Origin of the sequence: Actinoplanes sp. NPDC048791, assembly GCF_040650095.1 — a bacterium.
Classification (GTDB): domain Bacteria; phylum Actinomycetota; class Actinomycetes; order Mycobacteriales; family Micromonosporaceae; genus Actinoplanes.
In genome coordinates this window covers 1-14,881 of record NZ_JBEZGQ010000103.1, presented here as the reverse complement: position 1 = coordinate 14,881, position 14,881 = coordinate 1, and the positions used below count along the sequence as shown (strand labels likewise).

At 69.6% G+C, this 14,881-nt stretch carries 13 protein-coding genes and 1 pseudogene; 12 read left to right on the top strand and 2 right to left on the bottom strand.

Annotated features, from left to right (window positions below; all coding sequences use genetic code 11):
• Window positions 1-566 (bottom strand): MFS transporter (locus tag AB0C29_RS10935; RefSeq protein ID WP_360818356.1); only part of this gene is annotated, 566 nt, incomplete at its 3' end.
• 52 nt (window positions 567-618) lie between these two features.
• Between AB0C29_RS10935 and AB0C29_RS10930 the strand changes: the two are divergent.
• From AB0C29_RS10930 to AB0C29_RS10875, 12 genes and pseudogenes are all read left to right on the top strand, one after another.
• A pseudogene (locus tag AB0C29_RS10930) lies at window positions 619-1,602 on the top strand (helix-turn-helix domain-containing protein).
• A gap of 75 nt (window positions 1,603-1,677) precedes the next feature.
• Window positions 1,678-3,342 carry an ATPase, T2SS/T4P/T4SS family gene (locus AB0C29_RS10925; protein ID WP_360818353.1) on the top strand — a complete coding sequence of 555 codons (1,665 nt, stop codon included), beginning with the start codon at window positions 1,678-1,680 and terminating at the stop codon, window positions 3,340-3,342.
• 131 nt (window positions 3,343-3,473) lie between these two features.
• Complete coding sequence (locus AB0C29_RS10920) at window positions 3,474-4,610, top strand: type IV pilus twitching motility protein PilT (RefSeq protein ID WP_360818359.1); 1,137 nt, start codon at window positions 3,474-3,476, stop codon at window positions 4,608-4,610.
• Window positions 4,611-4,731: 121 nt separating this feature from the next.
• Complete coding sequence (locus AB0C29_RS10915; RefSeq protein ID WP_360818351.1) at window positions 4,732-5,841, top strand: type II secretion system F family protein; 1,110 nt, start codon at window positions 4,732-4,734, stop codon at window positions 5,839-5,841.
• 109 nt (window positions 5,842-5,950) lie between these two features.
• Entirely contained in the window at window positions 5,951-6,430 is a 480-nt protein-coding gene (locus AB0C29_RS10910) for a prepilin-type N-terminal cleavage/methylation domain-containing protein (RefSeq protein ID WP_360818348.1), read from the top strand.
• A 46-nt stretch (window positions 6,431-6,476) separates the two neighbouring features.
• On the top strand, window positions 6,477-7,271 hold the full coding sequence (locus AB0C29_RS10905) for a prepilin peptidase (RefSeq protein ID WP_360818344.1): 795 nt from the start codon (window positions 6,477-6,479) through the stop codon (window positions 7,269-7,271).
• A 16-nt stretch (window positions 7,272-7,287) separates the two neighbouring features.
• Window positions 7,288-8,313 (top strand): type IV pilus assembly protein PilM, encoded by a 1,026-nt coding sequence (gene pilM / locus AB0C29_RS10900; protein WP_360818341.1) that lies wholly within the window; start codon window positions 7,288-7,290, stop codon window positions 8,311-8,313.
• Window positions 8,313-9,023 carry a hypothetical protein gene (locus AB0C29_RS10895; RefSeq protein WP_360818339.1) on the top strand — a complete coding sequence of 237 codons (711 nt, stop codon included), beginning with the start codon at window positions 8,313-8,315 and terminating at the stop codon, window positions 9,021-9,023. Before pilM ends, AB0C29_RS10895 begins: the two co-directional genes overlap by 1 nt.
• The gene (locus AB0C29_RS10890; protein WP_360818336.1) at window positions 9,020-9,616 is read left to right on the top strand and encodes a hypothetical protein; all 597 of its coding nucleotides are present in this window, start codon (window positions 9,020-9,022) and stop codon (window positions 9,614-9,616) included. Before AB0C29_RS10895 ends, AB0C29_RS10890 begins: the two co-directional genes overlap by 4 nt.
• 97 nt (window positions 9,617-9,713) lie before the next feature.
• Window positions 9,714-11,423, top strand: coding sequence for a putative Ig domain-containing protein (locus tag AB0C29_RS10885; RefSeq protein ID WP_360818333.1), 1,710 nt, complete (start codon window positions 9,714-9,716; stop codon window positions 11,421-11,423).
• A gap of 17 nt (window positions 11,424-11,440) precedes the next feature.
• Entirely contained in the window at window positions 11,441-12,130 is a 690-nt protein-coding gene (locus tag AB0C29_RS10880; protein WP_360818330.1) for a prepilin-type N-terminal cleavage/methylation domain-containing protein, read from the top strand.
• Entirely contained in the window at window positions 12,127-13,725 is a 1,599-nt protein-coding gene (locus tag AB0C29_RS10875; protein ID WP_360818327.1) for a ricin-type beta-trefoil lectin domain protein, read from the top strand. The genes AB0C29_RS10880 and AB0C29_RS10875 overlap by 4 nt, the downstream gene beginning before the upstream one ends.
• Before the next feature lies 1 nt (window position 13,726).
• On the opposite strand, the gene AB0C29_RS10870 is transcribed toward AB0C29_RS10875, so the two are convergent.
• On the bottom strand, window positions 13,727-14,881 hold a 1,155-nt coding region (locus AB0C29_RS10870), incomplete at its 5' end, for a PQQ-binding-like beta-propeller repeat protein (RefSeq protein ID WP_360818324.1).

The following is a 14,881-nucleotide window of genomic DNA, read 5'->3' as shown; positions in this document are numbered from 1 at the left end:
TCCCGCAGCCTCCACCAGACCAGCGGCACCACCGACAGCGCGACCGCCGCCACGGTCAGCGCGGCGACCCGCCAGCCGTGAGCGCCGGTGAGCCGGGCCAGCAGCGGCAGGAAGACCAGTTGCCCGGCCGCACCGCCGGCGGTCAGCACACCCACGACGAGTCCGCGCCGGGCCACGAACCAGCGGTTGGCCACGACCGCCACGAAGCCCAGCGCCATCGAGCCGGTGCCGAGCCCGACCAGTACGCCCCAGCAGAGGATCAGCTGCCAGCTCTGCTGCATGAAGATGGTCAACCCGCTGCCGGCCGAGACGAGCACCAGCGCGCCGGCCACCACGCGGCGGATGCCGAGCTTCTCCATCAGGGCCGCGGCAAAGGGGGCGGTGAGGCCGTACAGCAGGAGGTTGACCGAGACCGCCGCGGAGATCGTGCCCAGCGACCAGCCGAACTCGTCGTGCAGCGGTTGCAGCATCACCGACGGGGTGGCGCGGAAGCCGGCCGCGCCGACCAGCGCGATGAAGGCGACGGCGGCGACGAACCAGGCGGGATGAAGACGGCGAAGGGTCACCCGATCATTCTGCGGAGGTGGAGACGGACGGACGAGTGGCCGGGAGGCCATCATGCGCAAGAATCGGGCCATGGTGCATTCCGTGGCGATGCTCGCCCTCGACGGCGTGGTCGGTTTCGACCTCGGTGTCCCCCCGCAGGTCTTCGGCGCGGCCCGTGATCCCGACAACCGCTTCCTCTACTCGGTGACCACCTGCGGCGACGGCCCCGGCCCGGTACGCCCCGAGCGCGGCGGCTTCCAGATCGTCCCGGACCACGACCTGAGCCCGCTGGCCACCGCCGACACCGTGCTCGTGCCCGGGGTCAGCGGCGGCAGCACGATGACCGACGGCTAGGTCTCGCCGGCCGTCTCCGAGGCCCTGCGCGCCGCCCACGCACGCGGCGCCCGGATCATCTCCATCTGCACCGGCGCCTCGGTGCTGGCCGCGGCCGGCCTGCTCGACGGGCGCACCGCCGCCAGCCACTGGGCCTGGGCCAAGCGGCTCACCCGGCTGTACCCGCAGGTCGACTGGGACTTCGACGTGCTGTTCGTGGACGACGGCGACGTGCTCACCTCGGCCGGAGTGGCCGCCGGCGTGGACCTGTGCCTGCACGTGATCCGCCAGGACCACGGCAGCTCGGTGGCCAACCAGGCGGCCCGGCGCTGCGTGGTGGCCCCGTGGCGGGACGGCGGCCAGGCCCAGTACATCGAGCAGCCGGTGCCGGCGGTGGCGGGCGCCGGCACGGAACCGGCCCGGGCCTGGGCGCTGAGCCGGCTGGCCGAGCAGCTGAGCCTGGAGGAGCTGGCCGGGCAAGCGCGGATGAGCGTGCGCACGTTCACCCGGCGGTTCCGCGACGAGACCGGGCTCAGTCCGCTGCAGTGGCTGCTCCAGCAGCGGGTTGCCCACGCCCGGCTGCTGCTGGAGTCGACGGATCTCAGCATCGACGTGGTGGCCCGGCGGTCCGGCCTGGGCAGCGCGACAGCCCTGCGCCAGCACCTGCGGGCCACGATCGGGGTCGCGCCGTCGGCCTACCGGCGGGCATTCCGTCAGACGTAACCAGGGCCTCAGGAAAAGTCGGAAGTGTCCGATGGGACGGACGTACCCCGAACGTACCGTTTCCCTGAGGATGTCATGGACCAGACCTTCCGCCCGCTGCTTGACGCGCTCAAGCAGATCGGCATCGACCCGGTCGCGGTCGACGCCGCGGCCGACGAGGCCCAGCGCAGCGGACGTTCGGTACGCGCCGTTCTCATCAACGACCAGGTCGTCACCGAGGAGCAGCTGACCTCGGCCGCCGCGGCCGCGTTCGGCATCAACACCCTCGACCTGGTCGGTTACTCGCCCGACCCGGCCGCGCTCAAGCGCATCCCGCTCCCGGTGGTCCTGCGCCACCGGGTGCTCGGGCTCGCGATCAACGACGGCGAGCTGGTCGTCGGCGTGACCGACCCCGGCGACGTGGTCGCTCTCGACGACATCCGCGCCTCCACCGGCATGACCATCCGCCCGGTCGTGGTGGCCCGCAGCGAGGTCCGCCGGATCATCGAGCGACTGCAACGCGAGTCCAGCGACCTGGGCGACCTGGCCGACAACTCGCTCGACGAGCAGCCGATGGTGGCCCAGGCGACCAGCGCGGACGACGCGCCGATCGTGCGGTACGTCAACAACCTGATCGAGCAGGCCGTCCAGAACCGCGCGTCGGACCTGCACCTGGAGCCCACCGAGGACGAGATGCGGGTGCGCTACCGCATCGACGGCGTGCTGCACGAGCTCGACACGGTGCCGCGCGGCGTGATGGCGGCGCTGACCTCCCGTCTGAAGATCATGTCAGGCGTCGACATCACCGAGCGGCGCATCCCACAGAACGGCCGGATCACGGTCACCATCCGGGACCGGCAGGTGGATCTCCGGACGGCGACGCTGCCGACCGTCTGGGGCGAGAAGATCGTGCTCCGGGTGCTCGACACCGGCGGTATCGACCTCGACCTCGCCAAGCTGGGCTTCACCCAGCACAACCTCAACCGCTTCTCCGAGTCCTTCAGCAAGCCACACGGCATGCTCCTGGTCACCGGCCCTACCGGCTCCGGAAAATCGACCACCCTGTACGCGACCCTGGGCCGGATCAGCAAGCCGGAGATCAACGTCATCACCGTTGAGGACCCGGTCGAGTACCGCCTGCGCGGCGTCAACCAGGTCCAGGTGAACGCCAAGGCCGGGCTGACGTTCGCGGCCGTGCTGCCGGCGATCCTGCGCTCCGACCCCGACGTTGTGCTCATCGGTGAGATCCGGGACGGCAACACCGCCCAGATCGCGGTCGAGGCCTCACTCACCGGCCACCTGGTGCTCTCAACGCTGCACACGAACGACGCCCCCGGTGCGGTCACCCGGCTCACCGAGATGGGCATCGAGCCGTTCCTGGTCGGCTCGTCGCTGGACTGCGTGCTGGCCCAGCGGCTGGCCCGGCGGCTCTGCGACTGGTGCAAGGAGGCGTACCTGCCGACCGAGGAGGAAGTCGTCGGTGCCCGGTGGCCGGTGCAGGACCTCAAGATCCCCGACGCGCTCTACCGGCCGGTCGGCTGCCGTAACTGCGCCAACACCGGCTACCGCGGCCGGGTCGCGCTGCACGAGGTCATGCCGATCTCGTCGGAGATCGAGACGCTGACCATCCGCCGGGCCTCCTCCAACGAGATCCGCGAAGTCGCCCTCGACCAGGGCATGTACGAGCTGCGCGCGGACGGTCTGGCCAAGGCCGCCGGCGGTTTGACCTCGCTGCGGGAGGTATCGCGTGTCGCCGTCTGAACCCGGGCGGCGACAGGCTACTCCGCCGTCCCGGCTTACGGGTATTTCCGCCCGAACAGGTCCTAAACCAGCCCGCCGCCATGCCGAATTAGGGGGCGTCAGACTTCACGACGAGATTGTCGGTGCAGCTCATGTACACGCTCGACCATGAGATACCGCTCCAGGCGGCATCGGCTGACCCGGCCGCGCCCGGCCCGGACGACCTGGCCGTGCTTGACCAGATGCTGATCTCGCTCGTCGAATCGCGTGGCTCCGACCTGCACCTGACCGTCGGCTCCCCGCCGATGATCCGGGTGGACGGAAGCCTGCGCCCGCTGCCCGGCTACGGCAAGCTCAACTCCGCCGACACCGCCCTGCTCGCCCGTGCCGCCGTCTCGGCCCAGCAGTGGGCGACGTTCCAGCGCGAGCAGGAGATGGACTTCGCGCACAGCATCACGGGTGTCTCCCGGTTCCGCGGCAACCTGTACGTCCAGCGCAACTCCTGCGGCGCGGTCTTCCGCGCCATTCCGCACACGATCAAGCCGCTGGATGAGCTCGGCATGCCGGACTCGGTGACCCGCTTCGCCCACCTGCCGCGCGGTCTGGTGCTGGTGACCGGCCCGACCGGTTCCGGCAAGACCACCACCCTCGCCTCGGTGCTGGACCTGGCCAACCGCAGCCGCTCCGCACACATCATCACCATCGAGGACCCGATCGAGTTCCTGCACCCGCACAAGCGCAGCCTCGTCAATCAGCGCGAGGTCGGCTCGGACACCGAAACCTTCCCGCAGGCGCTAAAACACGCCCTGCGGCAGGACCCCGACATCATCCTGGTCGGCGAGCTGCGCGACCTCGAGACGACCGCGACGGCACTGACCGCCGCGGAGACCGGTCACCTTGTCCTGGCGACCCTGCACACGCAAAGCGCTACGCAGACCATCGACCGCGTCATCGACATCTTCCCGCCGCATCAGCAACTGCAGATCCGCGCCCAGCTCGCAGCGAGCCTGCAGGGTGTCGTCACGCAGGCCCTGGCCCCCCGAGCCGACGGCAAGGGCCGGACGGTGATCTGCGAGATCCTCACCGCGACACCGGCCATCCGCAGCCTGATCCGCGAGGGCAAGTCCCACCAGATCCCGTCTTTCATGCAGGCCGGCGGCAACGACGGCATGTTGGCGTTCGACCAGCACCTGGCCGAACGCGTCCGCGAGGGCGTGGTCTCCATGCAGGCGGCGCTCGAGATCTGCCACTCCCAGGAAGAGCTCAAGCGCCTGATCGGACGGATGTGACATGCCGGCCACCAAGACGTTCCACTACAACAGCATCGACGCCCAGGGCCGCAAGCTGAAGGGCACGGTGGAGGCGGCGAACGAGACCGCGGCCACCCAGATGCTGCGGTCCCGCGGCGAGGTGCCGCTGGAGCTGAACCAGGCCGGCCAGGGCATGAACCGCGACCTCAAGATCCCCGGTCTGGGCAACCGGACGAAGCTGAAGGACCTGGCCGTCTTCGCCCGGCAGTTCGCCACGATGACGGCGTCAGGCATGTCGCTTCTGCGCTCACTGGCGATCCTCGAGGAACAGACCACTGCGGTCTCGCTCAAGAAGGCGACCAGCGAGATGCGGTCCGATGTCGCCGGTGGCGTGTCGCTGTCGGCGGCCATGGGCAAGCACGACAAGGTCTTTCCCCGCCTGATGGTCGCCATGGTGCGCGCTGGCGAGGCGGGCGGCATGATCGACAGTGCGCTCGAGCAGGTCGCGGCCAGTCTGGAGAAGGACACCGCGCTGCGCGGCAAGATCAAGGGCGCCCTGACCTACCCGGCGATCGTGCTGGGGTTCACCGTCGTGATGATCGCCGCCGTACTGATCTTCATCGTGCCGATCTTCGAGCAGATGTTCCAGAACCTGGGCGGCGAGATGCCGGCGATCACCCAGTTCCTCGTCGATGCGAGCCACAACATGTGGTGGATCGGGCCGCTGTTGCTCACCCTGGGCATCAGCGGGTCGGTGACCTACAAGCGGCAGGTGCGGCAGAGCGAGGACTTCCGGTTGAAGGTCGACCGGCTCAAGCTGGCCCTGCCGGTCTTCGGCCCACTCTTCCGCAAGCTGGCGATGAGCCGGTTCTCGCGCAACCTCGGCCTGTTGCTCAACGTCGGCGTGCCCGTCATGCAGGCGCTGGCTGTGGTCGGCGAGACGACGGGCAACGAGGTCATCGCCATGGCCATGCGCGACGTCCAGTCGGCGGTACGCGACGGCCAGCCGATGTCCTCGGCCCTGCGTCACCACAAGGTCTTCCCCGAGATGGTCACCCAAATGATCGAGGTGGGAGAGGAAAGCGGTCAGATCAGTCAGATGCTCGACAAGGTTGCCGATTTCTACGACAGGGAAGTCGACAGCGCCGCCGAATCCCTGACCGCCTCCATCGAACCGATCATGGTGCTCTTCATGGGAACCGTGGTCGGCGGAATGGTGATCTGTCTCTACCTTCCGATGTTCACCATTTACCAGAACATCCAGGGCTGACGCCCTGGAGCACCAGCCGACCGGTCCTCCGGTCACGCAGTCGGGCGCCCGAGCCCGGACCAGCACCCCATCCCCGTTCCACCCTGACGCCCTACTGGAGGCACCCCCAATGCAGGACATCATCAGCCGGATGCGCGCGAAGAAGCAGGACGAGGGCTTCACTCTCATCGAGCTCCTGGTCGTCGTGGTGATCATCGGCGTGCTCGTCGCGATCGCCGTTCCGGTCTACCTCAACTACCGCCAGGGCGCCGCCGACAAGTCGGCCCAGTCCGACGTCCGCGGTGCGATCAGCGCGGTCGAGCAGTACTACACCGAGAATGGCAACGCGTACCCGGACACCGCGGTCACCCTCGACAACACGAGCGGTCAGACCCCGAGCGTCGAGCTCAAGGCCGGCTCTTCGCAGAAGTTCACGGTCTCGGACAAGACCAAGCTGCGCTACGTCCCGGGCGCCAACGGTGCCTACAAGCTCTGTGCCACCAACGACGGCGGCAGCAAGAAGTTCTACCTGTACGACAGCACCAAGGGCGGCTCCGTGGCGGAGTCGAAGACGGTCACCTCGACCAACTTCGACACCTGCGGCCCCTGATCCCGGCAAGCACCCGGTTCCCCACCGCGAGACCCGAGGAGGACTCATGTCGCAGCTGCTCCCGCTGCTGTTCGGCATCGTCGGCCTGCTCGGTCTCGCGGTGGGATCGTTCCTGAACGTCGTAATCCACCGTGTACCTCGCGACGAGTCACTGGTCCACCCCGGTTCGCACTGCCCGCACTGCGGCAACGCCGTCCGCAACCGGCACAACATCCCGGTCCTCGGCTGGCTGCTGCTACGCGGTCGATGCGCGGACTGCCAGGCACCCATCAGCGCCCGGTACCCCCTCGTCGAGGCCGGCACCGCCGCCCTTTTCATCGCGGTGGCGGCGAAGTTCGGCTGGTCGTGGGAGCTGCCGGCATACCTGTACCTCGCAGCGATCGCCGTGGCGCTCGCCGCCATCGACCTCGACGTGCTGCGACTGCCCGACCAGATCGTGCTGCCCTCGTACGGCGTCGCGCTCGTGCTCATGGCGCCCGCGATCATCGCCGGGCACAGCTGGGGCGTCGCGGTGCGCGGTCTGCTCGCGGCCGGCGCTCTGTACGCGTTCTACCGCCTCCTGGCACTGGTCCCCCGGAGCATGGGCCGTGGCGACGTGAAGCTCGCCCCGCTGCTCGGTCTCTACCTCGGTTGGCTGGGCTGGAGTTCGGTCGTGATCGGCACGTTCGCCGGATTCCTCTTCGGCGGACTGGTCGGGGCCGCGTTGCTGCTCCTGAGGATCGCGAGGGGCAAGAGCCGGATCCCCTTCGGCCCGTCCATGCTCGCCGGCACGTTCCTGGCCGTCTTCGCTGCGGCGCCGATCGCCGACTGGTATCTGGCCCTGCTCGTTCCGACCCCCTGAAGAGGAAAGGAAACCGATGGCTGCCATCACTCCGATCGGGCTGGACATCGGCTCGTCGTCCATCCGCGCGGTCGAGGTACGCCGCGCCAAGGACGAACACACCCTCAACAACTTCGGCCAGGTGCCGCTTCCGCGCGGCACGGTGCAGGGCGGCGTGCTCGAGGACCCGGTCGCCTTGACCTCGGCGCTCAAACAACTCTGGGCCGCCTGCAAGTTCACCACCAAGAAGGTCCGGCTCGGGGTCACCAACCCGCAGCTGGTGGTCCGCGAGACCGCCGTCTCCAACCTGCCCGCCAAGGAGATGCGCAAGTCGCTGCCGTTCCAGGTACGCGACCTGCTGCCGCTCGCCGTCGAGCGCTCGCTGCTGGACTTCCGGCCGCTGGAGGATCCGGGCAACAACCCGACCGTACGCGGGCTGCTCATCGCGATGCCCAAGGACGCGGTGAAGGCGCTCGTGCAGGCCGTCGAGAAGGCCGGCCTGCACGTCGTGAATGTGGACCTCTCCTCCTTCGCCCTGCTGCGCGCGGCATCCCGGCTCGACGCCCAGGTCGAGGCCATCGTCGACATCGGCGCCGAGGTCACCAGCGTGGTCGTGCACGCCGACGGTGAGCCGTTGATCGTGCGTACGGTCCCGCGCGGCGGCATCGAGATCACCGAGAGCATCGCCGCCCGGCTGGGTATCCAGGAGGCCGAGGCCGAGGCCCTCAAGTGCCGCTTCGGCCTGCACGGGGACGGGCGCCCGGACACCGCCGCCGCGGCCGCCGACGCCATCCGGCCGTTGATCAGCGAACTGCGCAGCTCGTTCACGTACCTTGCCTCCGGCGAGCGGCAGAAACAGGTCACCCGGGTGTCCCTCTGCGGCGGCAGCGCGCTGTTGCCCGGCTTGGCCGGGCACATCCAGGAGCAGCTCGGCGTCTCCGTCATGTACGCCGACAGCGCCAGCCGCCTGCACGACACCCGCCGAGCCCGCCAACGCGGCTTCGACAGTTTCCTGCCCTCGGCGGCAGTGTCGATCGGCCTCACCCTGGGAGCAGCAGCCTGATGGCTACCACTCTGATGCCGGTCGACCCGGCGATGTCCCCGCAGCGCATCACCCGGCTGCTGCCGATCTCGGCAAACCTGCTGCCCGACGAGATCATCTCGGCCCGCCAAGCCCGGCGTACCCGCGCCTGGGTACTGGTCGTGGTACTCCTCGTCGCCTGCCTGTGCGCCGTGTGGGTGGTGCTGTCGAAGCAGGAGAAGCAGGCAGCCGACCGCGAGCTGACCGTGGCGACCACCGAGGTCTTCGGGCTGCAACGCGACCAGCGCCAGTTCGCCTCGGTGGTCAAGGTACGCAACGACACCGATCTGCTCAAGAAGCAGCTGGGCACCGTCATGGCGAACGACCTCGACTGGGCCGCGCTGCTGACCCTGCTGCGTACCACGGGCGAGCCGTCGGACGTCGTGGTGGACGGCATCACCGGCAATCTGGCGCAGGCCAGCGACAGCGGTAGGCCGGGCACCCTGCCGAGCACGAGCAGGTCCAGCTCGATCGGCTCAGTGGTCGTCACCGGCACCGCTCCCGACAAGGAGGCGGTCGCGGCGTACGTCGACCGGCTCTCCAAGCAGAGCACGATCGCCAACCCGTACGTCACGAGCGTCAACTCCACCGCGGAAAACGGCGACGTGTCGTTCAGCCTCAACGTCGACATCACCCAGGCCGCGCTCTGCGGCCGTTTCGGGGAGCCCTGCCCCGCCACCGGGGGTAAATGATGGGAACCCGCCACGCGAACCGACTCTGGCTGCTCGCCGGCGTCCTCACCACCGCCCTGCTCGTCGCCGTGACCTACTTCCTGATGGTCTCGCCCACGTTCGCGGAGGCGGACGAGTTGGCCGTGCAGACCGAGACGGCCCGCACGCAGGCGGTGAAGCTGCGCAAGGAGCTCGTCAAACTGCAGAAGGAGAAGAAGAACGAGAAGCAGCTCACGGCGACCCGGGACGCCTACCGCGACGCGTTGCCCTCCGGTTCGGGGGTGCCCGCCTTCCTGCGCCAGTTGCAGGCCGACGGCGGCCGGGTCGGCGTGAATGTCAGCGGGATCACCGTCGGCACCCCGGAGCCGATCGAGTCCGTCGGGGGCGTCTGGTCCATCCAGATCCAGCTGGTCGCCGACGGCACGGCTGCCGAGCTGAACAAGTTCCTCCAGCAGTTGCAGGGCAGCGCGCAGAAGCGGGCCGTCCTCATCGAGGCCACGACGCTGGAGTCCGACGACAGCGGCGCGAGCAAGGACCAGCGGATCAACCTCACAGTACGGGCGTTCGTGGCCCCGCCGGTCGGCTCCGGCGCCCCGGCCGTCACGACCGACTGAGCCCACCCGCGGCGGAAAACCCATGCAAGTTCGTTACATGAGCGCTGCGGCAGCCGGTCTTCCTCAACTCCGAACGTCACCGACCGAAAGGACGGGCATGCCGACCGACGACCGAGCCACCATCTCCCTCCCGCCCGCGTCGTCCCGGCGCGCCGCGGGTGAGGGCGGCTTCTCGTTGGTCGAGGTCCTGGTCTCGCTGGCGATCATCGGTACCGTGATGGCCGCTTCCGTGCCGTTCCTGACCCGTTCCATGGCCGCCGGCGACCAGCAGGCCGACCAGCAGGTCGCGATCCAGCTGGCCACCGATGGTCTCGAGCGGGTCCGCGCCCTCGATCCCACGGCGCTGCTCACCGGCCGCGGTCTGCCGGCGGTCACGCACCAATGGAACAACGCCGCAGCGGCGGTGCAGCGGCACCTCGCCACGATGCAGATGGCCGCCGATCCCATGCTGCCGGCGGATTCCGCCGGTGGGTACGCAGCCCCGCTGCCGACCGCGCCCGCGCAGGTGACGATCGACAACACCAAATACGAGACCTGGTGGTACGTCGGCCGGTGCTGGCAGGCCAAGGTCCAGCCCAACCAGTCGACTGTCGGCGTCTGCGACAAGGTCGCCGCGGCGGACAAGGCGGCGTTCCTGCGGGTGCTGGTGGCGGTCACCTGGAAGCAGCACTCCTGCGAGCCCGGGTCCTGCGCGTACATCGCCTCGGTGCTGGCCAGCATCGCCGACGACCCGGTGTTCGACACCAAGCGGGCGGCGCCCACGGTCAAGGACCCGACCGCGCAGACCAGCCTCGTCGGTGACCTCGTCAGCCTGCAGATGCTCTCGACCGGTGGCCGGCTGCCGCTGACCTGGTCGGCGACGGGTCTACCGCCAGGTCTCACCCTGGCCGCCGGCACCGGCCTGATCACCGGCACGGCGACCACCGCCGGCACCTACACCGTCAAGCTCACGCTGACCGACCGGGACAAGCGCACGGATCTGTCGACCTTCACCTGGACGGTACGGCCCGTACTGACCAGCCCTGGCGATCAGACCAGCCGCACCCAGACGGCGGTCAACCTCCAGCTGGTCGGCAACGGCGGCCAGACGCCCGTGACGTGGGCCGCGACCGGTCTACCGGCCGGCCTCTCGGTCAACCCGGCGACCGGGCTGATCACCGGCACGCCGACGACCGCGCAGCCGACCCCGTCCACGCCGACGACGATCACGGTCAGCGGCGGTAACCCCGCGGCCACCTCGTCCGTCACGCTTCTCTGGCGGGTTCTCACGCCGGTGAGGCTGACCAACCCCGGCCCGCAGCAGGCGGCGAACGGCACCAACATCGGTGCCTTCACCGCCGCCGCGTCGGGTGGGCTCGGCCCGTACACCTGGACCGCGCAGAATCTGCCGGACGGGCTCGCGATCGAGGCGTCGTCCGGCAAGGTGACCGGGGTGATCCAGCACGGCACCCGCTACATCGTCACGGCCACGATCACCGACAGCGCCGGCGGCTCCGCGACGATGAGCGTCGTCGTCAGGGTCACGCCCAGCTCCGCCGGCGACCTGCAGGTGACCAACCCGGCACCCGCCGGCCCTGATCGCACGTCGGCCGTCAACACGCCGGCGAGCTTCACTGCGACGGCATCCGGCGCCACCCCCGGCGCATACGCGTGGTCGGCCGTCGGTCTGCCGCCCGGGGTGACGATGAACAGCGCCGGAGTGGTCAGTGGCACTCCCACGACCCGCGGCAGCTACCCGGTCAAACTGACCGTTCGGAGCACCGGCACGACCGCCGCCAACCTGATGTTCAGCTGGAGCGTGACGTGATGTGGTCGGGGTTTCGAATGCCTCGGCGCCGTGGCGACGACGACGGGTTCTCGCTGGTGGAACTGGTCGTGACGATGGGCATCATGGCCGTGGCGATGGTGCTGGCCACGACCGCGATCGTGCAGGTCTACCGGACGGTCTCGGCCACGGAGACGCGCAGCGACACCCAGACCGAGCTCAGCCGCGCGTTCCAGCGTTTCGACCGGGAACTGCGCTACGCCTCCTGGATCGCCACTCCGAGCAGTCAGGGCATCGAAACAGCCGGTCCCTGGTACGTCGAGTTCGCCGGGCCCGATCCGGTCGACTGCTTCCAGCTGCGGCTCGTGGCCGGGGCGAAGGCCGATCAGGGGGTGCTTCAGCTCTACACCTGGAAGAAGGGCTCGCCGCCGGCGCCCGGGGCGAAGGGGCAGACCATCGCCTCGCAGATCGTCACGACGGACCCGGCCCAGCCGAAGCCGGGCGAGGAGCCGGTCCGGCCGTTCTTCCGCAAGCAGAAGGTCGGCGACCCCAACCCCACCCCGGTGGTCCTGCCGAGCGCCGGAGCCGTCGGGGGCAACTTCAAGCCGGTCTTCCAGCGGCTGCAGATCCGCCTGACCACGCGCACGGGCACGGGCTACGCGCGCATCGACACCACGTTCACCGCCCTCAACACCACCGATGTCACACCCGCCACGAACGCCTGCAGCGAAGGGAGGCCGACCCCATGAAGAACCCGTTCCGGCTGCGCGGACCGCACGATGAGGGCTCGATGCCGCTCGCGATGCTGGTGACGCTCGTGGCCATGGGGGTCAGCGCGACGATCGTCCCCGTCGTGGTGCAGCAGTACACCACCACCCGTACGGCCGACGCCCGGACCGTCGCGCTCAGCGCGGCGCAGGCCGGCATCGACGTAGCAGTGGGCCAGCTCCGTGCGGCCGGCGCGAAGGTGTCCGGCAAGGACACGCCCGCGGGCGTGCTCGAGAGCCTGCCGCCGTGCGACATCGGCGGGAGCCAGGACAGCGGGGGCCAGCGGGACACCGCCACCGAACAAGGCACGATGTTCTTCCGCATCAAGATCGCGTACTTCGGCCTGCCCGACGATGCCACCGACACGACGCCCGCACTCCTGCCCTGCCCGCCGCTCGACGTGCCGTCGACGGCGGTCCTGACCGTCACCGGAAGCGGGATCGCCCCACTGGCCGACAAGAAGCTCGAGGCGGGTGACCCCGGCACGCGCACCCTCGAGGCCACCTACACGTTCAAGGTCAACAACGAGAACATCACCGGCGGCGCGATCCAGCTCGCCGCACCGACCACGCCCAAGCCACTGTGCATGGACGGCGGCACCGACGCCTCACCTGCGAAGAGCACCCCGGTCACCATGCAATGGTGCACAGCGGGCGGCAGCAGCGACCAGCGGTTCGCCTACACCACCGAGCTCAATGTCAAGCTGATCGGCTCGGAGCGCGGCGACGCGCCGGCCGGCATGTGCCTGGACGCCCCGTTGCCGCACAAGACCGGCGACCCGGTGACGTTCCAGCCGTGCCTCGGCCGCTCGGCCCGGCAGCAGTGGAGCCTCAACAACAACGGCAACTTCCAGGGCACCTCGGACGGGGTGAACCTGGACAGCTTCTGCATCAACCTGGTCAACACCACGGGCCAGCCGGGCGCGCTCATCGTCGGTGGCTGCGGCGGCGTCAGCAACCGGAACGTGTTCCGGCCGCAGGCCGGGGTCGGCGCGGGCATGGCCTCTGCGACCACCCGGCAGGTGGTCAACTACAAGCAGTTCAGCCGGTGCCTCGACGTCACGAACCACGATGCCGACAAGAGCACGTACGAGATCGTGTGGTTCTGCAAGCAAGCGCCGGACGGCAACGTGTCCTGGAACCAGCAGTGGTCGCTCCCGGCGGTCTCGGTCGACCTGGCCAACGCGGTCACGGAACGCATCCGCACCTTCGGTTCCGGCAATCCGGGATACTGCCTGCGCACACCGGACGCCATCTCGGGTTACGTGACCATGAGGCCCTGCCCGGTGGCCGGCGCCGGTCCCATTCCGGAGCAGAACATGAAGTGGAAAGTCTTCGGCAACACCGGCGAATACACCACCAGCTACCGGATCGTGGACGTGAACGGCTACTGCCTTACCCCGACCGATCTGACAGTAACGAAGCCGGACACCCACGGCGACGGCACCGCCAAGGTCAAGGTCGCTCCCTGCACCTCCTCCGAGCTGCAGAAATGGAACGCGCCGCCGAACTTCAACAAGCCCCTGGTCCTCACCAACACCAAGGAACTGCCCATCAGCACCATCAAGGTGAAGTGAGCTACGGGATCTGCCAGACGGTGGTCGGCCCGGCGGAGGTCGGGCAGGCCAGGTACGGGCGCCGGACCATGCAGCCGTACGGCGCCCCGGTCTGCATCGAGCCGACGGTGTGCACGGTGCCGTCGCCCCCGTCCGCAACCGCCACCCAGGTCCGGCCCGCGAGCTTGCTGTCCTCGCGCAGCTCCAGGCCGCCGACCGAGAGCGTACGGCCGAGTTCGCGCCGTACCGCCCCGGTGCGCGCGTCGAGGATCGCCGACTCCGGGTTCTCCTGCTGGTCGTACGCGAGCAGGGTGCCCTCGCCGAGCCGGAACGCGTTGCGCCAGGCCGGGTCCGACCAGCGCACCGAGCCGTCGCTGGGGTCGAGCCCGCTCACCCGGCCGGAGTCCGCGATGCACAGCACCGGCCCGCAGTCGTGCACGAACCCGGTCGGGCCGCCCTCGGTGCGCCACCGCCGGGTCAGTTGCGGCAACCGGTACGCGGCCAGCGAAGCCCGCCCCTGCTCACGCCGGGACAGGTACAACTGGTCGCCGGACACCGTGACACCGACGAAGTCGGCCGAGAGCGTCCCGTCCGGCTCCGCCGGCAGCCGTACGCCCAGCTCGCCCTGACCGAGCACCGAGCCGTCGGCGAACTGCAGCGTGGTGACCTGCCCGTCGACCCCGAGGACCACGATCCGGTCGGGGCGGTCGGTGAACAGGTCGTCGTTGAGGATCTCGCCGACCCCGGCGACCATCCGGCTCCAGATCGTGGCACCGGTGCGTGCGGAGGCGAGCCGGAGTTCCGTACCCCCGTCGTCGGTGTCGATGCGCAGCAGCGCGCGGCCGCCGCTGAGGGTGACCACCGTGGCGTTCGGCTCGTTCAGGGTCCACAGCACCTTGCCCTCGGTGGCGTCGAGGAACGACATCCGCGGGGCGCTGCCCGAGCGGGCCAGCAGCACGCTGCCGTCGAGGGTCAGGTTCTGCACGTTCTGCGGCAGCGAGGTGGCCCACAGCTGCTCGCCGCCGGGCAGGGCGTACCGGCGGATGCCCGATTCACTGTTGGGGTTCGCGCCGAAACTGGCGGTGTAGAGCGCGTCCGGGCCGAGGGTGAACGCGGCCGCCGCCGTACCCCCGGCGGCCAGGATCGGCTCCATGGTCCGCGCCGGCGGTGTGGCCGC

Coding starts and splice junctions, on each gene's coding strand:
- AB0C29_RS10925 (WP_360818353.1), top strand. CDS start 1,678: ATGGACCAGACCTTCCGCCCGCTGCTTGACGCGCTCAAGCAGATCGGC.
- AB0C29_RS10920 (WP_360818359.1), top strand. CDS start 3,474: ATGTACACGCTCGACCATGAGATACCGCTCCAGGCGGCATCGGCTGAC.
- AB0C29_RS10910 (WP_360818348.1), top strand. CDS start 5,951: ATGCAGGACATCATCAGCCGGATGCGCGCGAAGAAGCAGGACGAGGGC.
- AB0C29_RS10905 (WP_360818344.1), top strand. CDS start 6,477: ATGTCGCAGCTGCTCCCGCTGCTGTTCGGCATCGTCGGCCTGCTCGGT.
- pilM (WP_360818341.1), top strand. CDS start 7,288: ATGGCTGCCATCACTCCGATCGGGCTGGACATCGGCTCGTCGTCCATC.
- AB0C29_RS10895 (WP_360818339.1), top strand. CDS start 8,313: ATGGCTACCACTCTGATGCCGGTCGACCCGGCGATGTCCCCGCAGCGC.
- AB0C29_RS10890 (WP_360818336.1), top strand. CDS start 9,020: ATGATGGGAACCCGCCACGCGAACCGACTCTGGCTGCTCGCCGGCGTC.
- AB0C29_RS10885 (WP_360818333.1), top strand. CDS start 9,714: ATGCCGACCGACGACCGAGCCACCATCTCCCTCCCGCCCGCGTCGTCC.
- AB0C29_RS10880 (WP_360818330.1), top strand. CDS start 11,441: ATGCCTCGGCGCCGTGGCGACGACGACGGGTTCTCGCTGGTGGAACTG.
- AB0C29_RS10875 (WP_360818327.1), top strand. CDS start 12,127: ATGAAGAACCCGTTCCGGCTGCGCGGACCGCACGATGAGGGCTCGATG.